Origin of the sequence: Tsuneonella aeria (assembly GCF_009827495.1) — a bacterium.
GTDB classification, from domain to species: domain Bacteria; phylum Pseudomonadota; class Alphaproteobacteria; order Sphingomonadales; family Sphingomonadaceae; genus Tsuneonella; species Tsuneonella aeria.
Map to the genome: position 1 here is coordinate 470,463 of NZ_WTZA01000002.1, position 26,464 is coordinate 496,926.

Genomic DNA, 26,464 nt, shown 5'->3' on the forward strand with positions numbered 1-26,464 from the left:
GTCAGCGACTCGGTCATCCAGCGAGTCGTCCAAAACAATCGCAGTTGAATCGGGTCAGTCGGATCACGTGAAGATCGCCGAAGGCGGTCTGGCGTGGCTCCAGACGTGATGCCCGCGTGTCCTGCATCCCGCCCGGCTCCATGCCTATCGTGCCCGATCCGTATTCGGAACTGCGCATGCGCTAGGGAGAACGGCGATGGCTATCCGCGTTGATACCGATGGTAACGGAACCTGGGACAAGGAGCTGCAAGACCCCTCAGTCGACCTGATCGAAATCGTGGACGAGACGGGCGACGGCATCAAGGACGTCAACTTGACCCAGGCCGAATCGGCTGCGGTCATCAACGGCGCCATCTTCCAGGACGCGGCCAACGTCGGATCGGGCACCGGTGGGTACAACACCTTCCTTGCGCTCGACGATCGTACGGGCGGCGAAGTCCCGCAAAATTATTCCGAAGCCGGTTTCAATTCGGATGAAGGGAATCCGCTCAACGCCACCAACGCGGAAATCGACGTGTCGAAAACGAAGACGCTGCTTCTCGGGGCGATCCCGGTGAAGGTTATCGACGGGGTGGCGTACTACGAATTCCGGGTCGACCTGAACGAGTCCGATTCTGTGCCGGACACGAACATTTCTCTCGACCAGTTCAAGCTCTACACGTCGACCAACGGCAATATCCAGACCACGACGCAACTGTTCGACGGCACGTCCGCGACACTGCGGTATGACATGGACGCGACCGGTAACGTGTCCGTTCTTCTCAGCGAGGCGAACTCGTCGGGCAGCGGCAACGACGATTACTCTGTCCTGGTCCCCGTCTCGTACTTTGAAGGGGTCGATGTATCGAATAACTACCTGTATCTGTACGTGGAAATGGGGGCGGCCAGCGGGCCCGGCGCCACCGCCAACAGCGATTGGGTCGCGAACGGCGGGTTCGAGGAATGGAACGTCCAGAACGCGTTCATCCTGCGCGGCACGAAGTTCAACGACATCGACAGCGATGGCGTGCGGGATGCGGGCGAAGGCGGCGTGGCCGGCGTGACCGTGTTCATCGATGCCGACGGCGACGGTGTCCTGGACGGCGATACCAATGGCAACGGAGTGCAGGACGCGGGCGAGACGATCACCGAACGCTACACGATCACGGATGCCAACGGGAGTTACGCTTTCGGCGGCCTCACTGCCGGGACATATCGCATCGACGAGGTGACCCCTGCGGGCCAGGTGCAGACGACCGGCGATTACGAGACCGTCACGGTAACGACATTCACCCCCGGTCAGGTCTTCAACGTCGACCCTATCGGCAACCATGTCCTTACGCCCCACGTCACGATCGAGAAGACGTTCATCGACGTGACAGACGGGCCCGACGCCGGCAGTTCCACCGCCGTGCTCGACGGAAACGGGGATGTTGCCAATTACGAGATCACCGTTCTCAATGACGGCGAAACCGCGCTCGCCAATGTGATCGTCACCGACGCACTGGCCGATGCAGGGGCGATCGCCGTCATGGTGGCTGGCGCGATCAAGGGTGACACCGACAAGGACGGCGTGCTCGATATCGGCGAGAAATGGTATTACACCGCGACGCAGACGGCGTCGCAATCCGATATCGACGACAACGGCGGCGGCGACGGCGAAAGCGACAACTCCGCCACCGTGGTCGCCACCCAGCAAGGCACCAGCAACACCGTTACCGACACGGATGATGCGTCTGCGCCGATCCTGCGGGCCCCAGCAATCGCGATCACCAAGGTCTTTGAAGGCTGGTCCGGCGGGGACGGCGACGCGATCGGCGACTTTGCCGGCGACGTGGCAAATTACACGATCGTGGTCACCAATACGGGCAACGTCACACTCACCGATGTCGAGGTGACGGACCCGCTCACGGGCAATGTGTACGAAATCGGCACGCTCGCACCGGGGGCCTCCAGTGCGCCGCTCGTGGAGACATACACGCTGACCCAAGCCGATCTTGATTCGAACGGCACCCTCGAATTGGATGACCAGTTCGCCGGGTCGATCGACAACACGGCCCGCGCGACGTCCAGCCAGACAGGGCCGGCCGCGGCGAGTGCGGTGGCGCCGATCGTCTATGCCCCGGCGCTCGCGATCGACAAGGTGGTGGTGGACGTTGACGGCCGCGGGCCGGATGCGACCGCCGACGATGCGGGTGACCTCATCACCTACCGGGTGACGGTGACCAACACCGGCAACATCACGCTCACCGGGGTGACCGCGGTCGATCCGCTGACCGGGCTCGACGTTGCGGTGGGCACGCTGCTGCCGGGTGCGACCTGGACCTCGGAGGACCTCACGTACGAGGTGACCCAGGCCGACCTCGACACGCGAGGCGGGGGCGACAACGACATCGACAACACCGCCACGGCCGACTCGAACGAGACCGGCTCCTCGAGCGACAGCGAGGAGGTGCCGCTGGACTACTCGCCGGCGCTCGCGATCGACAAGGTGGTGGTGGACGTTGACGGCCGCGGGCCGGATGCGACCGCCGACGATGCGGGTGACCTCATCACCTACCGGGTGACGGTGACCAACACCGGCAACATCACGCTCACCGGGGTGACCGCGGTCGATCCGCTGACCGGGCTCGACGTTGCGGTGGGCACGCTGCTGCCGGGTGCGACCTGGACCTCGGAGGACCTCACGTACGAGGTGACCCAGGCCGACCTCGACACGCGAGGCGGGGGCGACAACGACATCGACAACACCGCCACGGCCGACTCGAACGAGACCGGCTCCTCGAGCGACAGCGAGGAGGTGCCGCTGGACTACTCGCCGCGCGGCGATGTCGAGAAGAACGTCTCGCTCGACGGCGTGACCTACACGGACGAGGATGATCCGACCGGCCCGATGGCGACCACCGCCAACAATCCGATCTACTTCCAGGTGGTCATCAGCAACGTCGGCAACATCACGCTGACCGGCATCACGCTGGACGATCAGCTGATGGATTACGGCACCGGGCTCAGCTCGAACATCAACTACACGACCGTCAACGCGTACGTCGATCTCGACAATGACGGCATGCGTGATGCGGGCGAGGATTGGGCGACGCTGGATGCCGACAATAACGGTACGCTGGATGACCTTACCCTGGCACCGGGCGCGTCGGTGAAGGTCTATTACGAGCTGCCCTTCGCCGCCGGCCAGCATACCAACACCGTCGAACTGTCGAGCGCGCAAGCCGGCGTGAGCGACTTCGACGCCGCCAATTACTTCGGCGTCGTCAACGACGGGCCGGGCGTGCGGACCCCGGGCTTCTGGCAGAATCCGAAGAACGGCGGGCTGTTCTGGGATGGCAACACGACGAACGACCCACAGAAGGGAGAGAACTTCCCAGGATACGATCCGGAAACCGGCATCAACACCGATATCCGGTACGCAGTCGACAGCAACAACGACGGCGTCATCAACGCGGTGGCCGGCGACGGGATCAATGACGCGGCTCCGCTCGACAGGGCGGGCCTGCTGATCGGCGATTACGACATGGACGGAATCCGCGACCCGGGCGAGGATGTCCTGTTCGTATCCTACCAGGATGCCCTGCGGCTTGTCGGTAACGAGGACAAGGGCGGCAACAATGTCGTCCATACCCTGGGACGCGACGTGGTGGCCACGTGGCTCAACTACCTGGCCGGGAACAACATCGACCCGACCGACATGAGCGATCCCGGCAACATCGCCAACGCGCCGCGCCACTACATCGACGACGCCGTGGCCTGGCTGCAAAAGTTCTCAAGCAGTTCCAGCCCGTCGGACGCCGACTTTGCCACCTTCATGTTCGGCACCACGATCAAGTCGAGCTCGGCAGCGTGGAAGAGCCCGGCATCCTATGGCGGCGACCATTCCGGAGCGCAGATCCACGCGGCGCTGGATTCCTACAACAACGACGGCGTGATCTTCGGCGAAACCTACGCCGGGGATGGCGACAGCAGCGCGTTCGCCTTCGCGCTCAACCAGGCGGTCAGCCTCGAACTGTTCAGCGGGCTCGACCAGTCTCACGATCAATCGCTGATACCGGTCTGAGCGGGCCGGGGCGCACATGTATCAGCAAAGGGAAGTTGAGGAGCCGAAGGGCCGGATAGCCGAGTGGCTGTCCGGTCCCCTCCGCAAGAACCGGTCGCTCTATGTCCGCGTCGGCATCGCAGCGGCCATGATCAACCTGTTCGCCCTCATCGTCGCGCTGTTCACGATGACGGTTTACGACCGGGTCGTTCCCAACAACGCGACGGAATCGCTTGTCGGCCTGACGATCGGCCTGGCGTTCGTCCTGCTGTTCGACTTCGTGCTGAAAATGCTCCGGTCCTATTTCGTCGATGTCGCCGGCGCGCGGGTCGATCGCGATATAGGGCGCACGATCTTTGCGCGCATTCTTGCCATGCGGCTCGATCTCGGGCGGCGTTCGACAGGGGGGCTTGCGGGTCTGGTCCGTGAGATCGAGACGCTGCGTGATTTCTTCACTTCGGCCACGCTGACCACCCTCGTGGACCTGCCGTTCATAATCATCACCCTCACGGCGATCGCGCTTATCGGCGGGTGGCTGGTCCTGGTGCCCTTGGTTCTCATCCCCCTGGTCGTGCTTGCAGCGCTGGCCACGCAGCCGGTGATGCGATCGCTCGCCTCGCGCACGTTGGGCGAGGCGCTGGGCAAGCAGGCGGTGCTGGTGGAAACCATCGGCAGCCTGGAAACCGTGAAGAGCGCCAACGCCGGCAAGCTGCTCGAACGGCGCTGGGACGCGGCGATGAAGGGTCATTCGCAGGCGGCGCTGCGCCAGCGGCTGACGTCGAACATGTCGATCAATGTCGCCGGCAGCGCCCAGACGATGGCCTATACCGGCATCGTCATCTTCGGCGTGTTCGCGATCGCGGACCAGCGGCTGACCATGGGCGGCCTGATTGCCTGTTCGATCCTCGCTGGCCGCGCGGTGGCGCCGCTGGGTGCGATCGCCAACCTGCTGACCCGGATCAACGCCGCCCGAACTGCCTATCGCCAGATCAACGAACTGATGGAACAGCCGCAGGAAGGGCCGGACACCGGTACCGGCCTGACACCGTCCACCATCGAGGGAGCAATCGAATTCCGCGACGTCGATTTTCGCTACCCCGGGGCGGCCGAACTGGCGCTCAGCAGCGTATCGTTCCGGATCAAGGCGGGCGAGCACGTGGCGCTGATCGGACCGGTGGGATCGGGCAAGTCGACCATCGCCAAGCTCCTGATCGGCCTCTACCCGCCCGGCAGCGGCCTGATCATGGTGGATGGGACCGATGTGCGTCAGCTCTCGCCCCAGGCGCTGCGGTCCAAGGTGGGTGCGCTGCTGCAGGACAACGTGCTGCTGACAGGCACCATCCGCGAGAACATTCTCCTCGGGCGCGAAGATCTCCCCGATGATGAGATGATCCGCGCGGCGAAGGCATCGCTGGCGCACAACTTCATCGCGACCATGCCAAACGGCTACGACGTGCGCCTGGCCGATCGCGGCGAAGGCCTTTCCGGCGGCCAGCGCCAGGCGATTGCGATGGCGCGGGCGCTTGTTGGCAGTCCGCCGATCCTGGTTTTCGACGAGCCCACGAGCGCCGTCGATACCGATACCGAGGCGCGCCTCATGGCCAACCTGCGCAATGAATTCGAAGGGCGGACCCTGATCGTCATCACGCATCGCCCCTCGCTGCTCAACCTGGTCGACCGCGTGATCCTGATGTCGCGCGGGCGGGTGGCGATGGACGGCACCCCCGAAAGCATCACGCGCGATGTCGCGCGAATCGGCGCGAGGTAACTGTCATGCTGCATATGGGCCGATCGATTTTCGCCGGTGAGGACATCGAGCTCGAGGACGAGGAGTTCCGCGCTCGCAAGTCCGCCAGCGTGGTGCTGTGGGTGCTGGCGGCATTCGTCGTGATCTTCATCGCCTGGGCGGCGCTGACGAGCATCGACCGGACGGTGCGCGGGATGGGCCGGGTGGTGCCGAGTTCCAAGCTACAGGTCGTCTCGAACCTCGAAGGCGGGATCGTGGAGCAAATCCTGGTGAAGCCGGGCGACACCGTGCGGCGAGGCCAGGTCCTGGTGCGGCTGAGTCCGACCATATCGGGCGCGGCCTACGACAGTTCCGAGGCGAACGTGAAGGCGCTCGAAGCCAAGATCGCGCGGCTCCAGGCCGAAGTGCGCGGCGGAAGCCCGTCCTACAGCAACGTGGCCGGATCGCAGGCAGCGGTAGAACAATCGCTGCACAACGCGCGCATGGCCGAGCTCGGCAGCCTGCAGGAAGCCGGTGTTTCCCGCGTTCGGCAAGCGGAACGCTCCGTGGCGGAGGCGCGCTCGCTCCTCGATTCCCGCCAGTCGAACCTCGTGACGGCGCGGCGGGAACTCGACATGATCCGGCCGCTGGCGGAACAGCTGATCGTGCCCAAGATCGATCTGATCAAGGCAGAGAATGCCGCGAACGTCGCCCAGAACGAGGTCGCGGCGGCCCAGGCTGCCGTGGCCCGTTCTCAATCCTCGGTGGCCGAAGCAAGGGCGGCGGCGGCGCAGCAGTTCAGCGACTGGAAGTCGCGCGCCGGGATGGAACTTTCCCAGGCGCAGGCCGAACTTACCATCCAGCGGCAAAACCTGCCCGCGCTTTCGGACCGGGTTGATCGCACGGTGATCCGTGCGCCGATGTCCGGCAAGGTGAATCGCGTGCTCGTAACCACAGTCGGCGGTTCCGTTAGCGCGGGCATGCCCGTGGTGGAGATCGTCCCGGTGGACGATGCCTTGTTCGTTGAAGTCATGGTCCGCCCCGCCGATATTGGAAACGTGGGGCTGGGCCAGAAGGCGCGGGTGGAGATCACCGCGTATAATTCATCGGTCTTCGGCATGATGGACGGCGTTGTCACCTCGATTTCGCCCGATGCCATCCAGAACGAAGACGGCGAGAACTTCTACACGGTGGAAGTGCAGACCAGCGACACGCTGAAAGGCACTGATGGCAGGCCGCTGCGCATCGGGCCCGGCATGATGGCGAACGTCAGCCTGCGGGGAGAGCAGCGTTCGATCCTGTCCTACCTGTTCACACCGATCACCCGGCTGTCCGAAAACGCATTCCGGGAGTGATGCGCCCGAGGCATTGCGCGGACGGCCACCGCGCGGCAGCGGGACAGGGCATTCGCCACCTGTCATGCCATCCGGGCCAAGGCCGAAGATGGTGGGCGCGACAGGGATTGAACCTGTGACCCCACCCGTGTGAAGGGTGTGCTCTACCGCTGAGCTACGCGCCCGCCCCGATGGCCGTGAGGCCGGGACAGGGGCGGGCCTTTGCCACCGGGTGGGCAGCTTGGCAACCCGCTATGCGAACAGGGCGAGCAGGCGCGCGATCCAGCCTTGGAGCGGCCGGGCTGGCGCGGCCTGGACCATGCCGCCGCACTCCAGGCACAGGGCCTGGATGCCCTGCGACCGGGTGAGGCGTTCGGCATCGCTGACAATCCGGCCGAGCATGGCCTGCTGGCGGCCCGCCAGCGCCGCGAACAGATCGCTCGTTGCGGCCCGTTCGCCATCGTCGATCAGCATCTGGCGCAGCAGTGTGTCGGCCGTGCCGGTTTCCTGGCCGAGGTATTCGGCATGCCACTCGCCATCGCCCAGCTTGGCCCGGCCGGCGACCCAGGCCAGCGCGTCCTGCAGGCCGCCGTACTGATCGACGAGGCCGATCTGCCGCGCGGTGCCGCCGTCCCACACGCGTCCCTGGCCGATCTCGTCGACCCGGGCCGGCGTCAGCTTGCGGGCCTGAGCCACGCGGCCGATGAAGTCGCGGTATCCGTCCTCGACATAGCCCTGAAGCAGGGCGTCCACCTGCGGGGGGAAGCCGCCGATCAGGTCGGGCTGGCCGGACAGCGGGGTCGTCGAGACACCGCTCGAGTTGACGCCCCACTCGGATGCCAGGTTCTCGAACGTGGGCACCACGGCGAAAATGCCGATCGATCCGGTGATCGTGTCGGGCTCTGCGAAGATGCGCTGGGCCGGGGTCGACACCCAGTAACCACCGCTGGCGGCGAGGTTGGCCATCGAGACGGCAATCGGAATGCCCTTCGCCTTGTGACGCAGGATCGCCCGCCGGATCTCCTCGCTGGCGAGGACCGAGCCGCCGGGCGAATCCACCCGCACGACCAGCCCCTTCAGATCATCGTCGAGCGCTTTGTCGAGCAGCTTTGCGATCCGTTCGCCGCCCGCCTGGCCGGGCCCGGCATCGCCGTCCACGATCTCGCCCGCGATGGTGATGACGCCGATGGCATCTCCCGTGTCGGGCATGGGCTTGTCCGCCATCCACGCATCGAGGTCGGTGCGGGCATAGGCGCCGGGCAGCTCGCTCCAGGTATCGGCGCCAGCGACCGCCGCGACGCGCTTTCCGAATTCGACCTTGTCTCCCAGGCGGTCGACCAGGCCGGCGTTCTTCGCCGCGGTGGCGGCGTCGCCTTGCGCGGCGGCGAACCATGCCGCCGGGTCGCGCGTGGCCTCCGCCAGGCGCACCTTGGGCCGTGCCCGCTGCACGTTGGCCTGCCATTCGCTCCACAAGGCGCCGTAAAGCTGGGTGTAGTTCTCCCGTGCCGGCTCCGACATTTCATTCAGGGTGTAGGGTTCGACCGCGCTCTTGTAGGTGCCGATCTTGTAAACCCGCGCATTGACGTCGAGGTTGCGGAGCAGTTCGCCGTAATAGAGGTTGTTGCCGCCCGGCCCGGTGACGATCGCCCCGCCCAGCGGATCGACCCACACCTCGCTGGCGTGGCTGGCGAGCAGCACCCCGTCGTCGGTGTAGGCCACCGCCCAGGCGAGCACCGGCTTTTTCGCCGCGCGCACGCGGTCCAGCGCGGCGCCCACTTCGTTGAGGTGCACCTGGCCCCCGCCGACGAAGCGGGACAGGTCGAGCACCACGGCTTTCACCCGATCATCGCTCGCCGCCTCGTCGATGGCGTGCACCAGTTCCTGCACGTCGTATTCGCCAGCCGGCGCCTCGCCCGCCAGCAACGCGCTGAACAGGTCGATCTCGCGCTTTTCTTCGACGATGGTGCCGTCAAGCTCCAGCACCAGCGCGCCTTCGCGCACTGCGGCGGGGCTGGGCCGCATCGTCAGGACGGCGTAGATCGCGAAGAAGAACAGCAGCAGGAACACCAGGCTGAGGCCGTCCTTGACGGCGACGATAAGGTGCCAGACTTTGCGCGCGAAAGACATGCGAAGAGAATTCCTTTTGCTTTGCCAGAGGCGTTAGAGGAGCCGGACGCCGCGCGCCACCCGAATGCGCTTGACCGGCATACCCCGCTCGACCAAGGGCATGGCTTCAATGACATCGGCGGAATCATCGCGCGGGGCGACCGGTCCCGTCGTCTCCCAATCAGCGGGACGTTTTCCGTCCGGCGCCGACGCCTTTCCGCACCGCGACCTGCTCGGCATCGGACTGCTTGCACGGCATGAAATCCTCTATCTCCTGGAGGAGGCGGAGCAGTGGGTGGCGCTGAACCGCGGTGCCGCCAAGCACACGGACCGTCTTGCCGGATTGACGGTAATCAACGCTTTCTTCGAGAACAGCACCCGCACGTTGCTGAGTTTCGAGATCGCCGGGAAGCGCCTTGGCGCCGATGTCGTGAACATGCACGCTGCGCAATCGAGCGTGAAAAAGGGCGAGACCCTGATCGATACGGCGATCACGCTTAACGCCATGCGCGCCGATGCGATCGTGATCCGCCATGGATCGAGCGGAGCGGTGGCGCTGATCGCCGACCAGGTCGATTGTCCGGTCCTGAATGCAGGTGACGGCAGCCACGAACATCCGACACAGGCGTTGCTCGACGCGCTCGCGCTGCGCCATGCCCTGGGCGATCGCGGGCAGGCAGGTGATGACTTCACGGGCCGGACCATCACGATCTGCGGGGACGTCCTCCACAGCCGTGTCGCCCGCTCCAACATCCTCTGCATGCAGGCGCTGGGGGCAACCGTCCGCGTTTGTGCACCGCCATCGCTGATGCCCGTCGGGATCGAGGGCATGGGCGTGGAGCCATTCCACGATTTCGATCGGGCGCTGGCGGGGACGGACGTCGTCATGATGCTGCGCCTGCAGACGGAGCGGATGAACGGCCAGTTCGTGCCGAGCGCGCGCGAGTACCACCATCTTTACGGCCTTACCGCACGGCGCCTTGCGCAGGCGGCGCCGGACGCGCTGGTCATGCATCCCGGGCCAATGAACCGCGGGGTGGAGATCGACAGCGACGTCGCCGACATGATCGACCGGTCGATCATCACCCGGCAGGTGGAGATGGGCGTGGCCATGCGAATGGCGTGTCTCGATGTGCTGACCCGCCGGCGCCGCCGGGTCGAGGGCTGGGCATGATCGCTCGTCGGGCAGGATTGGGGACGTGAAGCAGCAGCGGGCCATCGCCATTGTCGCCGGCAGGCTGGTCACGCCTGGCGGCATCCGCGAAGGGAGCATCCGGTTGGTGGATGGCCGCATCGCTGACTTCGCCGATGCTCGGGACGGGGACGAAATCGTCGATGCGGGCGGCCGGCTTGTTGCTCCGGGTCTTGTCGACCTGGGGGTCTTCGCGGTCGACAAGCCGGCGTTCCGCTTCGGCGGGATTACCCGGGCGGCGCTGATGCCCGACCAGAACCCGCCGCTCGACTATGCAGCGCGGGTCAATTTCATCGCCAAGAGCGGGAAGCCGGACCTGTGGGTTCATCCGCTGGCGGCTGCGACGGTGGGGCTGGCAGGTCGGGAACTGGCGGAAATCGCGCTCATGCGTGACGCCGGAGCGCGGGCGATCGCGACAGGGCGGCACTGGATCGCGGATTCGGGCGTCATGCTCCGCCTGCTGCAATACGCGGCGATGCTCGATCTCGTGGTCATATCCCACGCGGAAGATGGTGGCCTGGGGGGAGGGGCCGCCGCGACAGCAGGGGAGATCGCCACGCGCCTGGGGCTTCCGTCGGCGCCGGCGGAAGCGGAGGCGCTGGCGGCCGCGCGCGACATCGCGCTCGCCGAATTGGCCGGGGCACGGCTGCACCTTCGCCAGGTGACGACGCGCGGCGCGCTCGATCTTGTTCGCTCGGCGAAAGCGCGCGGGGTCGCGGTCACGGCGGGGGTGACCCCGGCGCACTTCATGTTGTCCGACCTCGCGACGATGGACTTCCGCACTTTCGCCCGGCTCTCGCCGCCGCTCCGCTGCGAGGACGATCGGCAGGCCGTGCGCGAGGCGATTGCCGACGGGACGATCGATGTCATCGCGAGCGGTCACGATCCCCACGGCCCGGAAGACAAGCGACTGCCCTTCGCGGACGCCGCACCCGGCATGGCCGGCGCGGAGACCTTGCTGCCGATGACGCTGACGCTCGTGCGCGATGGCGTGGTCGATCTGCCGCGTGCCTTCGACCTGATGGCCGGCGCCCCCGCGCGAATGCTGGGCGTCGAAGCTGGCCGGCTGGAGCCGGGCACGGAGGCCGACATCGTCCTGATCGATCCGGATCGCCCGTGGGTAATCGACTGCCGCAAGATGGCCGCCACCGCCGGAAACACGCCGTTCGACCGCCAGCCTGCGCAAGGCCGCGCCACCGCCGTGTGGAAGGGCGGCGTGCGCCTCTCCTGAACCGGACCGAACGAGAGCCCCTTTCCGCTATTCACGGAAAGAGGCTCTCCCCTCGATGGCCCGTAATTTTTTGTGGTCTAGCGTGCCGCCATGCGGGTGGTACGTGCGACGGCGCCAGGCATCGGACGGCCTTGCGACCATGCGAAGCAGGCCTGCCCGCGCGACTTGACCGACGAACAGATCGAACCGGCCTGGGCGCGCTGAAGGCCGCCGGCCGACACCCTGTAGTATGTCTTGCCCCGCACTACCGCCTTGGTGATGACCATGTCGAAGCCCGACAGCTGCGGAATCCGCGCCACATATATCCCCCAGGCGCGCCGCGCAGCGGCTTCGCTGGAAAACGATCCGAGCTGGACCAGATGATTCCCTGACGTCGCGGCCGGCTCGACAGCGCGGGCCGGGGCGCGTCGCACAGACGGCCTGGCTGCTGCGACGCGGGCAGGCGCCGGCTGGACCACTGGCTTGGTGACGGTCCGCGGCTCCGCAACTGCCGTCACCGAAGCGGCAGCTTCTGCCGTGAAAGCGCTGTCGAAAGATTGCGGGGAAGGCGCCGGGGCAGCCGCCGCAAGACGGACGCCCACGTCAGCGTAAGCAGCGCCGTCCGCAGGCGGCAGCTCAGCTTGCGCCAACACCGGGCCTTCGGCGGCCTGGGTGGGGGCGAGCGGTTCGGCAAATGCTTCGGCCTCGGCGGCGAGCTGCGGAATGGTGGGATGATTGGCCAACGCCAGATGCACAGGCTGGCCCGGATCGGTGGCAATTCGGGTGCCGAGCACGCTGGCGACCCGCACTCCGAACGATTCGGGCCGCGCAAGTTGCGCCCATTCCTGCAGGCGCGCATCCAGCTGGTCGGCCGGCACGTCTTCGGCAGCCATGATGCGCGCACCGGCCCATTCGCCATTGAGGGCGAGGGCGTAGGCGAGGTTCTGGCGGCTCTTCGGCGTGTTGTCGCCGCTGCGCACGGCGGTGGTGAGCACGTGGACCGCCTCGCGCGTCTCGCCTGCCAATGCGAGCGCGAGGCCGAGGTCGGACGCCGGGATCTCGTTCTGCCGGGCGCCGAGCACTTGCAGCGCGGCCGCGCGCTCTCCGGCGGCGATGGAGGCAAGGACATAACCCAGAGCGGTGCGCGCGCTGGCGTCTCCCAGTGTCATCGCGTCGTCGAAGCTGGTGCGCGCGGCGAGGAAGCGTCCGGCCTCCATGTAGGCCGCGCCCAACATCGTGCGGTAGGCGGCATTGCGCGGGTCTGCCAGGACAGCGGCCTCCGCATTGGCGACCGCGCTGCCGACGTTGCCTTTCTTCAGCGCCGCTTCCGCCTTGCCGGCCGAAAGGTCGGCACGCGGTGCGGCCTGCGTGGCGCAGCCGGTGAGGCTGGCGGAGGCGAGCGCGGTGCCGGCGAACAGTGCCAGCATGCGGCACATCTTTGCGGTGCGGGTCATGTCGTGTCCCCCTCAGGATCCCGTTATCAGCGCCGCTTCACCTGCGCGGCAAGCGTGTCGAGCTCGGGCATGTCGCCCAGAAGAATGTCCAGCGCTTCGGTCACCAGCGACTGGGCGCTGACGCCCCTGATCGTGGTGGCGAGGCGGAGCTTGAGATGGCGTTCGGGATCAAGGCGCAGCGTGAACGCCGCGCGCGATCCAGGCCTGGCACGGGTTGCGGCCGGCTTGCGCGGCGCGGGCGCGGGCGCGGCGATCCGATCGGCGAGCGATTCCTGCTGGTGCACGATCGCGGGGCGGGCGCTCTCGACCGTGGCGGCCTCGGCTTCGGCATGGCGCGGCATGGGCGTGAGCTGCACGATCTCGGCGGTCGGGGCGTCGCCATCGCCCATGTCGTTCCAACCAAGATCCTCGAGCTGTTCGGACAGGTCGTCGGCGTCGGGCGCCTGGGTCGGCATCGACGCCAGCGCGGCGTGCTGCGGGCGCATGGCCGGCTTCGCGCCGCCCTTGCGGGCCAGCAGCGAAGGGCTGAGCGAGGCGAACGATGTTTCGGCCACTGCGACAGGCCCTTTCTATTCGCTTACTGGGCGACTCGGCGGCCGAAGCCGCCCTGGGGGCGATAGGCGGCGCCCGGCGCCTGCGAGATCGCACCGGGCGCGGCGAACACCGTGCGGCGGAAATTCTTTTCGAGCCGGTCGGACACGTAGTTCCACAGCGCGGCCATCTCGGCGGCGGAGCGGCCTTCCGGGTCGACCTCCATGACGGTGCGGCCGTCGATCATCGAGGCGGCGAAATCGGTGCGGTGATGCAGGGTGATCGGGGCCACGGTGCCGTGCTGGCTAAGCGCGACTGCGGCTTCGCTGGTAATCTTCGCCTTGGGCGTTGCGGCGTTGACGACGAAGATCAACGGCTTGCCGGCACGCTCGCACAGATCGACCGTCGCGCCGACGGCGCGCAGATCGTGCGGGCTGGGCCGCGTCGGCACGACGATCAGCTCCGCAACGGAGATGACCGACTGGATCGCCATGGTGATCGCCGGCGGCGTGTCGATGACGGCCAGCTTGAAGCCCTGCTGGCGCAGGACTTGCAGATCGGCGGCGAGGCGAGCCACCGTCGTCTGCGCGAAGGCGGGATATTCGGCTTCGCGTTCGTTCCACCAGTCGGCCAGCGACCCCTGCGGATCGATGTCGATCAACACCACCGGCCCCGCGCCGGCGCGCTGCGCCTGCACTGCCAAGTGGCCGGACAGGGTCGTTTTGCCCGATCCGCCCTTTTGCGAAGCCAATGCCAGTACCCGCAAGGCTGGTCCCCCTGAAAAACCCTGTTTGCAGGAGCGCACCCATGCACTCCGCGGGACCGGAGATCGCAGCATACCCCTAATTTTGCGTTAATGACGCCGGTCACGCCGGGGCCTGCGCGATCTAGTCCGCCATGTCCTCGAGCGCGTGCATATCGTCGTCGCTCAAGCCGAAATGGTGGCCGATTTCATGGATCACCACGTGGGCGACCAGGTGTTCGAGATCCTCTCCCTCCGCGATCCATTCGTCGAGTATCGGCTGGCGGAACAGGCGTACCCGGTTGGGCATCTGGCCGCTCATCTCGATCGAATGCTCGGTCATGGCCACGCCTTCGAACAAACCGCTGAGCATGAACGGATCTTCGATACCCATGTCCGCCAGCGTCGCCTCGTCGGCGAATTCCTCGACGCTCATCACCACGTCGCCGATATGCGCCGCGAATTGCTCGGGCAGCCGGGCCAGCGCGGTGCGGGCGATCGCCTCGAACTCGTCCGGAGAGGGCGGGGTGCCGAATGTGCGGGTCATCACGGGTCCTGGCTGGCGCGGCCGCGAGCTGCGGGTAACAGCGGTCTGTGTAGTGCGCGCCGCCGCGCTTGTCAGCGCCCCCCGGGCCCGCTAGGGCGCGGCCCCTGCCCAGTGCATGCGGAGCGGTGGCCGAGTGGTCGAAGGCGCTCGCCTGGAAAGTGAGTATACGTCACAAGCGTATCGAGGGTTCGAATCCCTCCCGCTCCGCCATTCTGTCTATCTAAGGCTATGAAATTGCGAGGAAAAAGCCTCAACTAGATCTTACGTTCCCACTCCTGTTCCCACCGTGTGCGCCGGTTGCCGGCAATCATTGGCGGACATAGAGAGCGCGGTTGCGGGCTTGGGTGCTTCGGATATGCCTGTGATTAGCCTCTCCTAGTTAATCGATTACCGGAGGCTAATGGTCGCCGAGCGAGGACGGGCGAAAGAAATTGGCAGTTTTCCGCCACTTTCGGCATTCCGGTGTGCCTGCGCTGGACCTAATCTACCCCAATTTTCCGCCTCTCTCGCTCGCCAATTTCTCAGCGCGCCTGTTTGGCGTCCAGGATAGGCCGGGCCGCACTGCCAAAGCTGACAGAACTTTAATCCCCTTTCAGAAGGGACGCATCAGGGAGATCGGACTGGAGCTACCCCAAACGCCCTTTGATCAGGCGCGCCATCAGTGCTTTGCGCCCTTCATCGTTAGGCCGTCGGGTCCTTGTGTGGGAACTGAAGTGGGAACAGCCCATCCTCGGCCTCGTAGAACCGCTGATTTCTCCAGTTTCTGCAACTTGAAAGGCGGATTTGATCTCCGCGGAACGCGCTGGGCGAAGCGTCGTCGAGACCGTGAGAGTGGATGTCTCTAGTTGATAAGTTCGCGGAACTCGGTCGCCGCCACAGGGGGTACACGTGGTGCAGGACAGAGGGCGTTCTCGCTGAACGGTTCCATCCAGGTAATCTTGCGCTTGAAAACAAGAATTTCCGCGCAGGGGACGTAGTCCAGTGTCGCGCTAAACGGCGTGTCCGCTTCGCGCCCCAATCTCGGCCATTCGAGCCTACGCGGCGAGGGCCCGAAAGCGGTCATCACGATGAGGACAGAGCAATCGCCGATATATCCTTCTTAGGATCCATGACGCGACCCGCCTCCTTGCGCTCCGAATAGCGATCGACCAGTTGTTGGGCATACGGGCGTAGCAGCACAGTAAAGCGCACCAGTTCCTCCATGACGTCCACGATGCGGTCGTAAAGCGGGGAAGGCTTCATACGGCCGGCGTCGTCGAACTCCTCATATGCCTTGGGCACGCTGGATTGGTTGGGGATCGTGAACATCCGCATCCAGCGGCCAAGCAGCCGCAGCGTGTTGACCGTGTTGAAGGACTGCGATCCGGCCGACACCTGCATGACCGCCAGCGTCCGCCCCTGAGTAGGACGCATGCCACCGATGCTGAGCGGCAGGTGATCAATCTGTGTTTTCATGATGCCGGTGATCTGGCCGTGCCGTTCGGGGCTGCACCACACCATACCCTCAGACCAGAACGCGTGTTCGCGCAATTCGTGGACGGCGGGATGGTCATCCCCGCCGACCTGATCGGGCAGCGGCAGATCGGACGGATCGAAGATGCGCGTCTCCGCCCCGAACAGCTGGAGCAATCGGGCGGCTTCCTCGATCGCGAGCCGCGAATACGAGCGCTCGCGCAGGGAGCCGTAGAGTAGCAGGATGCGCGGCGGCGGCTGATCATCGCCAAGACCGACAGCTGGTCGAACATTAACGAAGTCACGATCCAGCGCAGGGAAGCTGTCGGGATCGGGGAGCGTGCGCAAACGGTACATGAGCAATCTCCGTGGATCAGGTCAACGTGAGGCGAAGGGCCAGCGCGGCCAGGGTCACCAGCAGGATCGGCGTGGTCAGGGTGATGCCGACGCGGAAGTAATAGCCCCAGCCGATCGTCACGCCCTTCTGACCCAGCACATGCAGCCACAGCAGCGTCGCGAGCGAACCGATCGGGGTGATCTTGGGCCCGAGATCGCAGCCAATGACGTTGGCGTAGATCATCGCGTCCCGAACAGGTCCGGTGGCGCCGCTTGCGTCGATCGACAATGCGCCGACGAGGACGGTGGGCATGTTGTTCATGCCCGAAGAAAGCACTGCCGACAGGATGCCTGTTCCGAAGGTGGCGCCCCACACACCGCCCTCTGCCGAGCGTTCGAGCAGTTCCGCTATGACAGCGGCGAGCCCGGCGTTGCTCATGCCGTATACGACCAGATACATGCCGAGCGAGAAGATCACGACCTGCCAGGGGGCCTCGCGGATCACGTGGCCGGTCGGAATGGCCTGTCCGCGCGCAGCGATGGAAATGAGCGCCAGCGCGCCGGCCGCCGCGACCGCGCTGATCGGCACGCCGAGCGGATCGAGGACGAAGAAACCGACCAGCAGCAATGCCAGAACCACCCATCCGGCGCGAAAAGTCGCGCTGTCTTGGATCGCCTCTTCCGGAGCGCGCAGCTGGGTGAGGTCGTAGGTGGCTGGAATGTCCTTGCGGAAGAACACCATCAGCGCTGTCAGCGTGGCCGCGATGGCGGCAAGATCGACCGGCACCATAACCAGCGCATATTCGCCGAACCCGATGTCGAAGAAATCGGCCGACACGATATTGACGAGGTTCGAGACGACCAGCGGCAGGCTGGCGGTATCGGCGATGAAACCTGCCGCCATGACAAAGGCCAGCGTCGCCTTGGCGTTGTAGCCCAGCGCGCGGAGCATCGCGATTACGATCGGGGTCAGGATCAGCGCGGCACCATCATTGGCGAAGACCGCCGCAACGCCTGCGCCGAGCAGCACCACGAGCACGAACAGCATACGCCCGTTCCCGCGGCCCCATCGCGCGACATGGAGCGCGGCCCACTCGAAGAACCCCGCGCGGTCGAGAATCAGACTGATGAGAATGATCGCGACGAAAGCGCCGGTCGCATTCCAGATGATGTTCCACACCACCGGAATGTCGGCGAGCGAGATCACGCCGGCGGCAAGCGCCACCAAGGCTCCCCCGATAGCACTCCATCCGATGCCAAGTCCACGCGGCTGCCAGATCACCAAGGTGATGGTGGCGAAGAAAATTCCGATGGCAAGCAGCATCAAGCGATACGCTGGCCGGTCTCGCCCACGATTTGCTCACCGTCCTCCTTGGCGAAGGCGCCGCGCTGGGGATTTGGCAGGATGTCGAGCACCGCCTCGGACGGGCGGCACAGGCGGACACCGAGCGGCGAGACGACGAGCGGGCGATTGATCAGGATCGGGTGGTCCATTATCGCATCGACCAGCGCCGCATCGCTCAAGCTCTCGTCGCCAAGCCCGAGTTCGGCATAAGGTGTGCCCTTTTCACGAAGCACCTCTCGGGGACTCAGTCCGGCGCGGTCGATCAGGCTTTCGAGCATGCTGCGCGATGGCGGGGTCTTGAGGTATTCCACGACGTGCGGTTCGATCCCGGCATTGCGGATCATTGCCAGAGTATTGCGCGACGTGCCGCATTCGGGATTGTGATAGATGACGATGTCGGTGGGCACAGAGATTTCCTTCACAAGAGGAGCGCCGAGCGCGGGTCGCTCAGCAAAATTCGGCAAGCTCTGCGGCGAGCGGTTCGCAAAGGTCCGCACGTCCGCCGCAGCAGTCCTTCGCCAGGAACAGCATCAGATCGCGCAGGGTCTCGATGTTCGCGCGCTGGATTATCTGTCTCCCCCGCTTTTCCGGAACGACAAGGTCGGCGGCGACGAGGATGGCGAGGTGGCTGGAAAACGTGCTCTGACTGAGCCCCGATGCGTCTACGAGTTGCCCGGTGGAAAGGCCCTCTGGTTCGTTACGCACCAGACGCCGGAAGGCGTCGAGGCGGGTTGGATGAGAGAGAGCAGCAAGGGACTCAAGGGCGCTGGAGGTTTGCATCCATCGGCATTTACCGATGGGACAAATTGACGTCAAATTCTATCGGAAATTATCGATGAATGAATAGCTGGCTTCAACCAGACCTCCAAGCAAGTCGCTAGCGCGAACGTCCGGTTGCATCGGAATAGGTGCCACAAGCGGTCCGTCAAGCCCAGTCAAGCACAGCGCCGACCCTCTGTTTTACCCGCTGGGCTGTCTCCGGCTTTGAGAGCCAGATTTTCGCCAGCAGGTCGCGAATCGCGGGACCGTCGACATCTGCCACCGGTAAATCGCCGATGAAGGGGTAAGCATAAGCTTCGAGTGAAGAAAGCCACTGCGCCCGATGCTTTGTGTTCCTCCAGCCGGCTTTACGCTCCTCGTGGAAGGCTTCCGCGGCTTCGCGAAAAGTCAGAGGCTGGGACTCTGCTTTCTGCTCTTCCTTCTCTCTGAGAGGATCCTTTCCAGATCGAGCGATGGCCCTCAGCTCGTCTGCCTTGCTACGAGCGTCGGCAAGAGTGACATCTTCGAAACTGCCCAACCCTATGTCGCGACGCTTGCCGTTGACGGTGAGGCGAAGAACCCAACTCTTGGAACCGGACTCTTTCACGTAGAGCATCAGGCCTCGACTATCTGTGTACCTCCCAGGCTCCTTCAGCGCCTTCGCCTTGATCGCAGTCAGACCCGACATTCCCATTCCTGTTCCCACCTAATGAGGTGATTCGACGCGGACTCCAGTGAACGGTAGCGGATAGAATTGCGAGCAAGACTATGATATTGCTGGCTTCATATGGTCAAAGGCGGACAATGCCGACCAAAGGTTATACGGACTCCCGCTCCGCCATTGCCCCAACAAATGAAATCATGCGGAAGGTCGCACGGTCCGCCAGTGGATTCGCGGTCGGAGCCAATCCGGGTGAGCATCGTTGATGTCACGCGATGTACGATGGTGGAGCGGAGAGCCGGCCCCGGCGTTTCGGCGCCATGGCGACTGCGCTGGCGGTTAACGCTATCATGGGGGCGGCGCTTGTCTGGGGCCTGGCGCAAAGCGGAGACGGGCCTGCTCTCGCGCCCCCGAACATCGCCACTTTCACCGTGCGGCCGCCTGACCCTCCCGAGCCGGAGCCTTCGCCGCGTCCGTCCGATCGATCGGAGAGCGAGGCATCGGCCGGCGGCGGAAGCCCCGCCATCGTGGCAGCGGCGATACCCGTCGCGCCCTCCAGCCCAGCGGTCGCCTCGACCCAGTCGCCGGCCGCCGCGAGTGGCAGCGGAACCGGAACGGGAACGGGCGCGGGCAGCGGGAGCGGCGCTGGTCCGGGTAGCGGGGTGGGCGGAGACGGAACGGGCGGCATCGCAATCCCGGCGCGCCGCCTGTCAGGCGCGCTCCAGGATCGGGATTACCCGCGCTCCCTTGCGGACCGGGGTGCCAGCGGCACCGTGCGGATCGGGTTTCGCGTACGCACCGATGGGCGAGTGGATCGGTGCACGATCGCGCAGTCGAGCGGTCACGTGGAACTCGACAGCCTGACCTGCGCGCTGTTCACTCAGCGGTTCCGCTTTGCGCCGGCCACGAATGCCGATGGCCAGCCGGTCGAATCGACATTGCAGACCAGTTTTACTTGGGGAACTCGCCGGCGCTGAACAGTCAGTCGTTCTGCGCGAACCGCATGCGCGCATCCCGTCCATAGACATCATCCCGGAACGCGATTCCTTTCGCGGTGGGGAACGCGGTGAGGTAGGTAATGTACACGGGGACAACCGTCGGCAGGTCCACGCGCTGTTCCGGCTTGGCGGTGGTCTTGAAACGCGACTGGCCGAGCAGCCACTTGCCGAACCGATCCGCATCTTCCAGGCGGACGCACCCGTTGCTGAACTGGCGATCCTCCTTCTTGAGAAGCGCCCGCTCAGGCGTGTCATGAAGGTAGATGCCCTGGGCATTCGGGAATTCGTACTTCACCTTGCCCATGAAGTTGCTGCCGCCGGGCTTCTGGCGGACGTGCGGCGGCGGCGCGCCGGCTGCAACCGACTTCCAGTCCACGGCTGCCGGATCGAGGATTTCGGCATCCGCATCGTACCCCGAGAGCACTTCATATCCGCCCTGGCGAAGGTAACGCGTCCCGCCCTTGATCACGCGCTGGGCAATCTTTCCCTGCACCATGTCGGGGGGAACGTTCCAATAGGGGTTGAAGATGGCGTAGCGGATGAACCCGGCCATCGGGGGAGTCGGCGTCTCCGGCGTTCCCACCACGACCTTCATCGTATCGACCGGCTTGCCGTTTTCGTACATCCACAGCCGCGCGCTTGCCGCATCGACGAGCACGTACCGCTCTGCCGGCGTGGCAGGGAGAGCACGAATGCGGTCGAGATTCGTCCAGATGATCCGGCGCTCGTCAGCCGAGAAGGTGGCCGCTTCCATCGCATCGCGGAGCGGCGCATAGAACGGGTGCATCCACCCCATGTCCTTGATGTAGGTCGCCAGCGAAGGGGCCTTGTCGGCAGCCGAAAGGGCCGACACCGGCGTGGGCACGACGGGTGCGAGAACCCTGCTTTCCAGGATCATGTCGCTGCGCGGCGCCGCGCGAACGGCGCGCACGTAGTTCGCGAACAGTTCCGAAAGCCGCACGTCCGCTTTCGCGATAGCCGAGGCACGGCCATCGGCCGCGCGATCGAGATCGCGGCGTATCGACCGAGTCTGGAATCGTTTGACGGTGCGTTCGTCCAGCCCATCGAACTGGGCGGTTTCCAGCCGGTGGAGTAGGGCGCGGGCCGCTTCGCCCGCGGTCCCGTCGTTCATCAGCCATAGCGGTTGGTATTCGCGGGCCCGGTAGAACCGATCGAGATCGCCTGCCTCGTTCGCGATCGCTGCCTGAACAGGCGAGCGCAAACCCTGCCGCGTCTCTGCCGCATGGGCGGCGATGGGTGCGGTCGTCATCACGACGACCGCGCCCATGCCTGCGACGAGCATCGCGCCTGCGGACAGCGCCCGGAAGGCGCGTGAAGTGCTCGTCATTCCTGTCTTACCCTCGTTCGCCGGTGTAAGTGACCGGTGCGGTCTGTTGCACGGTGGGCGCACCGGGATAGTACTGTCCTTCGCGGACATACCCGTCGACGCAGCCGTCGTTGTTGTTGTCGGCCCAGATCGCGCCGCCGAGACCGCCGACCGCGGCACCGATCGCCGCGCCTTCCAGCACGCCGAGACCGCCGATCAGGGCGCCCGCGCCGGCACCCACAGCGGCGCCGGCGACGCCGGTCTGAACCGCCGTACCGGCAACGCTACGGCAGTTGCGCGCCGCCTGGTAATTCGTGGGCGAACCTTCGTAGTACTGGCCCTGATAAACGTAGCCATCGGCGCGGCCGTCACGGTCGCGGTCGGCCCAGACGGCACCGGCAAGCCCGCCGACAGCGGCACCGATCGCGGCACCGGTGAGGAGATCGCCACCGGCAACGGCAGCAACGCCCGCGCCGCCCGCGGCACCGATTGCCGCACCGGTTCCGGCACTGGCGAGCGTGTCGTCATTGTTCCCGTAGGAGGTGCACGCGCCGAGCGGCAAGGCAGCGGCTGCGGCCAAAGTGAGAAGAGGATGCTTCATGGCTTTTTCCTTCGTTTGATCGAATTGTCCCCACGTTCGCCGAAACGAAATCCCTCCGCCCGCCCTTCAAACGCCATCCCATGTCAACCGTTCCGCTGCCGCTGATCCCAGGCAATTTGCCGTGGACGCGCCCGATGGCCCCGTTCGGTCGCGCAGGGCTGCGCGAACCGCCGCCTTGCGCAGGCGACGGGTGCGTTATCTCCGTGAAACTGACCCGGCGATGACCGGGGCGATGCCTGGCGTTCCCGATCGCGCTTGCCAGGAGGGCAAGGTGCGGCCACCCTGCCGGAAACGCGAAGGAGAATCCGGCCCATGACCTTCAAGACGCGCATCACCGAAATGTTCGGGATCGAAACCCCGATCGTGATGGGCGGCATGACCGGTGTGGGTTATGGCGAACTGGTCGCCGCGGTTGCGGAGGCAGGGGCGCTGGGCTTCATCACCGCGCACATGTTTCCGAGCGGGGAGGCGCTGCGGGCGGAAATCGACAAGGTGCGCCGGATCACCGACAAGCCTTTCGGCGTCAATCTCACCCTGCTGCCATCGATCAATCCGATCCCGTATGAGGAATATCGCGAGGCCATCATCGCGAGCGGCGTGCGCATCGTGGAAACTGCCGGCCGCGCGCCGACTGAGCACCTCCCCGCGTTCAAGGAGGCCGGCGTGCAAGTGATCCACAAGTGTACCAGCGTCCGCCATTCCGTAAGCGCGGTCCGCAAGGGCGTCGATGTCATCAGCATCGACGGATTCGAGTGCGCCGGCCATCCGGGCGAGGACGACGTGGGGCTGGTCGTCCTGCTCCCGGCGACGGTCGACGCCCTGCCGGGCGTGCCGATTATCGCCAGCGGCGGCATGGCCGACGGGCGTGGCCTCGTGGCGGCACTGGCGCTGGGCGCCGATGCCGTGAACATGGGGACGCGCTTCTGCGCCACGCAGGAAGCCGCGATCCACCCGGCGGTGAAGCGCAAGATCGTGGAAAACACCGAACGCGACACGGTGCTCGTGGGGCGCCCCTTGCGAAACACGGCACGCGTGGCGCGCAATGCTGTCTCGGAAGAAGTCGCGGCGATCCAGCGCAATCCCGATTCGACGTTCGACGATGTGAAGCACCTGATGGCAGGGGCCCGCGGGCGCGACCGGGTTTACGGTCAGGGCGATCTCGACGGCGGCATCTGGTCCAGCGGGCAGAGCCAGGCGCTGATCCACGACATTCCCACTTGCAGGGAACTCGTCGCAAACATCATGGCGCAGGCCGAAGCAGCCCGCGCCCGAATCGACCGCATCGCGCGCTAGCGCCTCTTTCCTTCCGGATCGCCCACGCTATAGGGACGCGTCGCTGCTGGGGCGTCGCCAAGTGGTAAGGCACCGGTTTTTGGTACCGGCATTCGCAGGTTCGAATCCTGCCGCCCCAGCCAGTTTTCTGAATCAGTTCAAGCGCTTGAAGAAACAGCGGTTTCTCAGCGAGTCAAAACCGCGTGGCACCTTGCCGTGGCACCCTCTCGTGGTCTCGATTCGGGCACCATGAATCGGCCGCATTATCGAGGCAAGGTCATCTTGCAATTTTGCTGTTCACAGCCCCACCCCGGGTCTGGGAACCCGTGCTGCCGCATCACCTGTCTGGCCTGCGCCACGGTCTGCTGTTGCGCTGGGGAAAGGACAGTCCGCGCCTCTCCCAGCATCTTCTCCAGCGCAACAGCCGCGGACTGCGCCTTCTGGCGCTCCTGGTCCGTTGCGAAGCGCTCCGCCACCACCATTCTTGCCCAATCCGGCGCGGGCAATTTGCTAAATGCGGCCATCGGCGGCGTCAGCTTCGCGACCACCGAAGGATTCGCCACGATGCGATCGCCCATGATCCTCGTGCCGTCGGGGAATGGGCTGAGCGCGTTCACCACCATCACCCAACGCTGATGGTCCGCCAAGGCTGAGCGGGCGGCAATCTCGACCGCTGCCGCTTCATCTGCCTTCCCGCGAGCCGCAGCCAGCGCATCCTTCGCGCGCTTCTCCCTCTCGGTAACGTCGACCTGTTGCTGATCCAACAGACGGAGCGCGGCACGGTGCCCCTCGACATCCCTCGCGTGGCGTTCGCGTTCATCGCGCAGTCGCGCGTCCCGAGCATCCGCGTCCCGCTTTTGCTTTTCGAGTTCCGTTTCCCGGGCAGCCAGTCGATCCTTCAACGCGCGAATACGCTCCAGCGCAATCGCGAGGGTTCGGGCGATGATATTGAGCCCTGCCGACCAAGGGCTACGGAAGGCGGCGCTTTCCTCGGGGGTCATGCGGTTCGAGTTGAGGGTGAAGGTCGTTGCGTTTGTCCGCAGGTCGAGTCCTGATTGGTCATCGGATGCGCGGGCAAGCAGGGCGAGCTGCGCCACGTGCACCGATCGCTCCTCATCAAGCCTGCGTTTATCCGCCATCACCGAGGCAAGGAGTGCATCGGCGGCCTTGCGCGAATCCTCAGCGTTACGGCGTGCGCGACTAGCCGCGAATTGATCCTCGCTTGCCTTGGTCCGGGCGGCAACAGCTTCGAGATCCGCCTTGATGCGGTCGGCTCTTGCCTTCAATGCCTCTGCCTGGGCTCGTTCGGCCTCCGCGCGCGCCTCATCGGCGCGGCGTCGCAGATCGCCGAGCCGAGCGGCCTGCTCTTCCTCTCGCCGTCGGGCGGCCTCGAGGCGGGCGGTCGCTTCTTGCGACTTCGAATCGGCGTCGATTCTTGCGGCTTCGGCACTTTCGCGCGCGGCGGCGGCAGCCGCGGCATCGCCCGCGGCTTTGTCTCGCGGACGGGTTGTCTCGGCCCGTTCTTCGTCCGCTGCTTCCCTGGCGGCCCGAGCGGCTGCTTCCATATTTTGTCACGGCGGCCTCACGAGCGACCAGTTCGCGGCTGCGCTCCTGGGCGGCGTGCTCCTTCTCCGTGAGCTCGGCGTCGCGAAGCTGTTCCGCCGACCTCCAGTCAGGGCCGGCGATCAGCTTCGGGGCACCGCGCTTTACGCCTTGCAGGCCCATCTCATCCCGGAAATATTCGAAAAGTGCGTCCTGAAGCGCAAGCGCGGAACCGCGAGGGGTTGGATCCTGGCCGTATCTCACGGCCAGGTCCTTCAAGTGGCGGCTCATCGTTACCGCCAGCTTTGCCTGATGTTTGGTCGTCTTGATGTATTTCGGCGCCACGAACGCGTCGACTACGTGTCGCCCCTCTCATCACGATCGACACGATCGGCGAAGATGGCGTCCGTCCCGAACACCCGCTCGCAAAAGCGGCGGGCATGGTGCAGCATGTACTCAGCGTTCTCGCCATCGACCAATTGCTTGGGGAACTGGATGATGACGTGCATTGCTTTGGCTTTCGCCTTCGGAACAAAGGCCCCCTTGATGTGGGCCCGGAACAGCGTCCGCAATTCAAGCCCCGAGGTGGTGACGGGCGGAGCATCGTAGATCGCTCGCGCCTTGGAAGTCTCGTCGAGGCGCTTTCCGTGGTTCTCCGCTTTGCGCAGGTCATTGTTGGTGAGCTGGTAGATGGGGACTGCGCCTGCCACGCCGGCGACGGCGCTTTTTTTCATGGCAGCCTCGCGCGCCGCTCAGCGGTCCGTTGAGAAAAAGAAGAACACGCTCTTCTTTTTTCCTGACTGGAAAAAGGCGTGTTGGGGGGAGCACCCCCCAAGCCCCCAACGGTCCTCGCTCGCCGCTGCGGACCGTGGCTTTCCCGGGCAGGGGAAAGCCCGTCTGAAGGGGTCGGTTCTCCACACCGCTGTCATCGAGACAGAGGTGTGGAGACGAAAACACAGCCGTGTTCGCCAGCGTCGGATCACGCCTCATCGGCTTTCTCCTTGCTGACGAGTGGCAACTCGCGCGGACCTGCTGGAGGCAGGTCGCTCTCGCTTGCCAACGGCTGTGTCTTCACACCCCCTTCAACATGCTCGCAAGCAGAGCGCTCGCCCGGGACGACCGGGCTCTCGGGCTCGCTTTCGCGGTCAGGGAAAGCCCGCAGCCGGAAAGAAGCGCATGAACGCTTCCGGCGCGGCCGCGTGCGCGGCGGTATTCGAGCTGGGAGGACTGCCATCCTGCGGGGCCTCCAGATCGTGTTCCTCGTGGTCTGGTTTTGGCGGAAGCTCAGTTGAATGCCGGGTG

21 protein-coding genes and 3 tRNA genes are annotated in these 26,464 nt (G+C 65.3%); 9 read left to right on the plus strand and 15 right to left on the minus strand.

Annotation, left to right across the window (positions count from 1 at the left end; translation table 11 throughout):
- The first annotated feature begins 196 nt into the window (after positions 1-196).
- The 3 genes from GRI40_RS12790 to GRI40_RS12800 are packed head-to-tail and all read left to right on the plus strand — an operon-like array spanning position 197 to position 7,108.
- Positions 197-4,048 carry a beta strand repeat-containing protein gene (locus tag GRI40_RS12790; protein WP_160611920.1) on the plus strand — a complete coding sequence of 1,284 codons (3,852 nt, stop codon included), beginning with the start codon at positions 197-199 and terminating at the stop codon, positions 4,046-4,048.
- Between the two features lie 16 nt (positions 4,049-4,064).
- On the plus strand, positions 4,065-5,795 hold the full coding sequence (locus GRI40_RS12795; RefSeq protein WP_160611921.1) for a type I secretion system permease/ATPase: 1,731 nt from the start codon (positions 4,065-4,067) through the stop codon (positions 5,793-5,795).
- A 5-nt stretch (positions 5,796-5,800) separates the two neighbouring features.
- Positions 5,801-7,108 (plus strand): HlyD family type I secretion periplasmic adaptor subunit, encoded by a 1,308-nt coding sequence (locus tag GRI40_RS12800; RefSeq protein ID WP_237489173.1) that lies wholly within the window; start codon positions 5,801-5,803, stop codon positions 7,106-7,108.
- An 89-nt stretch (positions 7,109-7,197) separates the two neighbouring features.
- Here GRI40_RS12800 and GRI40_RS12805 read toward each other — a convergent pair.
- Together GRI40_RS12805 and sppA are read right to left on the minus strand one after the other, a co-directional pair.
- A tRNA-Val gene (locus GRI40_RS12805) sits at positions 7,198-7,272 on the minus strand.
- Positions 7,273-7,339: 67 nt separating this feature from the next.
- Positions 7,340-9,214: a signal peptide peptidase SppA gene (gene sppA, locus GRI40_RS12810; protein WP_160611922.1), complete on the minus strand. Its 1,875-nt coding sequence runs from the start codon at positions 9,212-9,214 to the stop codon at positions 7,340-7,342.
- Positions 9,215-9,323: 109 nt separating this feature from the next.
- On the opposite strand from sppA, the gene GRI40_RS12815 reads away from it, so the two are divergent.
- Entirely contained in the window at positions 9,324-10,367 is a 1,044-nt protein-coding gene (locus GRI40_RS12815) for an aspartate carbamoyltransferase catalytic subunit (RefSeq protein ID WP_160612099.1), read from the plus strand.
- Positions 10,368-10,392: 25 nt separating this feature from the next.
- Positions 10,393-11,616, plus strand: coding sequence for an amidohydrolase family protein (locus tag GRI40_RS12820; RefSeq protein ID WP_160611923.1), 1,224 nt, complete (start codon positions 10,393-10,395; stop codon positions 11,614-11,616).
- A 77-nt stretch (positions 11,617-11,693) separates the two neighbouring features.
- Here GRI40_RS12820 and GRI40_RS12825 read toward each other — a convergent pair whose 3' ends face one another.
- The 4 genes from GRI40_RS12825 to GRI40_RS12840 all read right to left on the minus strand — a co-directional run bounded on the left by GRI40_RS12825 (position 11,694) and on the right by GRI40_RS12840 (position 14,869).
- A complete protein-coding gene (locus tag GRI40_RS12825) occupies positions 11,694-13,049 on the minus strand; it encodes an SPOR domain-containing protein (RefSeq protein WP_160611924.1) in 1,356 nt (451 codons plus the stop codon).
- Positions 13,050-13,075: 26 nt separating this feature from the next.
- Positions 13,076-13,603, minus strand: coding sequence for a hypothetical protein (locus GRI40_RS12830; RefSeq protein WP_160611925.1), 528 nt, complete (start codon positions 13,601-13,603; stop codon positions 13,076-13,078).
- A gap of 23 nt (positions 13,604-13,626) precedes the next feature.
- Complete coding sequence (locus GRI40_RS12835) at positions 13,627-14,346, minus strand: ParA family protein (protein ID WP_160611926.1); 720 nt, start codon at positions 14,344-14,346, stop codon at positions 13,627-13,629.
- Positions 14,347-14,467: 121 nt separating this feature from the next.
- Entirely contained in the window at positions 14,468-14,869 is a 402-nt protein-coding gene (locus GRI40_RS12840) for a metallopeptidase family protein (RefSeq protein ID WP_160611927.1), read from the minus strand.
- Between the two features lie 119 nt (positions 14,870-14,988).
- On the opposite strand from GRI40_RS12840, the gene GRI40_RS12845 reads away from it, so the two are divergent.
- Positions 14,989-15,079 (plus strand) — tRNA-Ser (locus GRI40_RS12845).
- 852 nt (positions 15,080-15,931) lie between these two features.
- Here the strand turns inward: GRI40_RS12845 and arsH are convergent.
- From arsH to GRI40_RS12870, 5 genes are all read right to left on the minus strand, one after another.
- The gene (arsH, locus tag GRI40_RS12850; protein WP_160611928.1) at positions 15,932-16,678 is read right to left on the minus strand and encodes an arsenical resistance protein ArsH; all 747 of its coding nucleotides are present in this window, start codon (positions 16,676-16,678) and stop codon (positions 15,932-15,934) included.
- Positions 16,679-16,694: 16 nt separating this feature from the next.
- Positions 16,695-17,981, minus strand: coding sequence for an arsenic transporter (locus GRI40_RS12855; RefSeq protein WP_160612100.1), 1,287 nt, complete (start codon positions 17,979-17,981; stop codon positions 16,695-16,697).
- Positions 17,981-18,409, minus strand: coding sequence for an arsenate reductase (glutaredoxin) (gene arsC / locus GRI40_RS12860; RefSeq protein ID WP_160611929.1), 429 nt, complete (start codon positions 18,407-18,409; stop codon positions 17,981-17,983). The genes GRI40_RS12855 and arsC overlap by 1 nt, the downstream gene beginning before the upstream one ends.
- Before the next feature lie 40 nt (positions 18,410-18,449).
- Positions 18,450-18,782: an ArsR/SmtB family transcription factor gene (locus tag GRI40_RS12865; RefSeq protein ID WP_160611930.1), complete on the minus strand. Its 333-nt coding sequence runs from the start codon at positions 18,780-18,782 to the stop codon at positions 18,450-18,452.
- 145 nt (positions 18,783-18,927) lie between these two features.
- The gene (locus GRI40_RS12870; protein WP_160611931.1) at positions 18,928-19,449 is read right to left on the minus strand and encodes a tyrosine-type recombinase/integrase; all 522 of its coding nucleotides are present in this window, start codon (positions 19,447-19,449) and stop codon (positions 18,928-18,930) included.
- A 323-nt stretch (positions 19,450-19,772) separates the two neighbouring features.
- Here GRI40_RS12870 and GRI40_RS12875 point away from each other — a divergent pair, with 323 nt between their 5' ends.
- Complete coding sequence (locus GRI40_RS12875) at positions 19,773-20,399, plus strand: energy transducer TonB (RefSeq protein ID WP_160611932.1); 627 nt, start codon at positions 19,773-19,775, stop codon at positions 20,397-20,399.
- A gap of 4 nt (positions 20,400-20,403) precedes the next feature.
- Here the strand turns inward: GRI40_RS12875 and GRI40_RS12880 are convergent, their stop codons facing one another.
- Positions 20,404-21,768, minus strand: coding sequence for a L,D-transpeptidase family protein (locus tag GRI40_RS12880; protein WP_160611933.1), 1,365 nt, complete (start codon positions 21,766-21,768; stop codon positions 20,404-20,406).
- 7 nt (positions 21,769-21,775) lie between these two features.
- Entirely contained in the window at positions 21,776-22,348 is a 573-nt protein-coding gene (locus GRI40_RS13750; RefSeq protein WP_202390351.1) for a hypothetical protein, read from the minus strand.
- 312 nt (positions 22,349-22,660) lie between these two features.
- Between GRI40_RS13750 and GRI40_RS12890 the strand changes: the two genes are divergently transcribed.
- The gene (locus GRI40_RS12890; RefSeq protein WP_160611934.1) at positions 22,661-23,641 is read left to right on the plus strand and encodes an NAD(P)H-dependent flavin oxidoreductase; all 981 of its coding nucleotides are present in this window, start codon (positions 22,661-22,663) and stop codon (positions 23,639-23,641) included.
- A 47-nt stretch (positions 23,642-23,688) separates the two neighbouring features.
- Positions 23,689-23,763, plus strand: a tRNA-Gln gene (locus GRI40_RS12895).
- A 120-nt stretch (positions 23,764-23,883) separates the two neighbouring features.
- Here GRI40_RS12895 and GRI40_RS12900 read toward each other — a convergent pair.
- Complete coding sequence (locus GRI40_RS12900) at positions 23,884-25,185, minus strand: coiled-coil domain-containing protein (RefSeq protein WP_160611935.1); 1,302 nt, start codon at positions 25,183-25,185, stop codon at positions 23,884-23,886.
- 333 nt (positions 25,186-25,518) lie between these two features.
- Entirely contained in the window at positions 25,519-25,896 is a 378-nt protein-coding gene (locus GRI40_RS12905) for a hypothetical protein (protein ID WP_160611936.1), read from the minus strand.
- Positions 25,897-26,464: the final 568 nt, after the last annotated feature.

Coding starts and splice junctions, on each gene's coding strand:
- GRI40_RS12790 (WP_160611920.1), top strand. CDS start 197: ATGGCTATCCGCGTTGATACCGATGGTAACGGAACCTGGGACAAGGAG.
- GRI40_RS12795 (WP_160611921.1), top strand. CDS start 4,065: ATGTATCAGCAAAGGGAAGTTGAGGAGCCGAAGGGCCGGATAGCCGAG.
- GRI40_RS12800 (WP_237489173.1), top strand. CDS start 5,801: ATGCTGCATATGGGCCGATCGATTTTCGCCGGTGAGGACATCGAGCTC.
- sppA (WP_160611922.1), bottom strand. CDS start 9,214: ATGTCTTTCGCGCGCAAAGTCTGGCACCTTATCGTCGCCGTCAAGGAC.
- GRI40_RS12815 (WP_160612099.1), top strand. CDS start 9,324: ATGACATCGGCGGAATCATCGCGCGGGGCGACCGGTCCCGTCGTCTCC.
- GRI40_RS12825 (WP_160611924.1), bottom strand. CDS start 13,049: ATGACCCGCACCGCAAAGATGTGCCGCATGCTGGCACTGTTCGCCGGC.
- GRI40_RS12840 (WP_160611927.1), bottom strand. CDS start 14,869: ATGACCCGCACATTCGGCACCCCGCCCTCTCCGGACGAGTTCGAGGCG.
- arsH (WP_160611928.1), bottom strand. CDS start 16,678: ATGTACCGTTTGCGCACGCTCCCCGATCCCGACAGCTTCCCTGCGCTG.
- GRI40_RS12855 (WP_160612100.1), bottom strand. CDS start 17,981: ATGCTGCTTGCCATCGGAATTTTCTTCGCCACCATCACCTTGGTGATC.
- GRI40_RS12865 (WP_160611930.1), bottom strand. CDS start 18,782: ATGCAAACCTCCAGCGCCCTTGAGTCCCTTGCTGCTCTCTCTCATCCA.
- GRI40_RS12870 (WP_160611931.1), bottom strand. CDS start 19,449: ATGTCGGGTCTGACTGCGATCAAGGCGAAGGCGCTGAAGGAGCCTGGG.
- GRI40_RS12875 (WP_160611932.1), top strand. CDS start 19,773: ATGGGGGCGGCGCTTGTCTGGGGCCTGGCGCAAAGCGGAGACGGGCCT.
- GRI40_RS12880 (WP_160611933.1), bottom strand. CDS start 21,768: ATGACGAGCACTTCACGCGCCTTCCGGGCGCTGTCCGCAGGCGCGATG.
- GRI40_RS13750 (WP_202390351.1), bottom strand. CDS start 22,348: ATGAAGCATCCTCTTCTCACTTTGGCCGCAGCCGCTGCCTTGCCGCTC.
- GRI40_RS12890 (WP_160611934.1), top strand. CDS start 22,661: ATGACCTTCAAGACGCGCATCACCGAAATGTTCGGGATCGAAACCCCG.
- GRI40_RS12900 (WP_160611935.1), bottom strand. CDS start 25,185: ATGGAAGCAGCCGCTCGGGCCGCCAGGGAAGCAGCGGACGAAGAACGG.
- GRI40_RS12905 (WP_160611936.1), bottom strand. CDS start 25,896: ATGAAAAAAAGCGCCGTCGCCGGCGTGGCAGGCGCAGTCCCCATCTAC.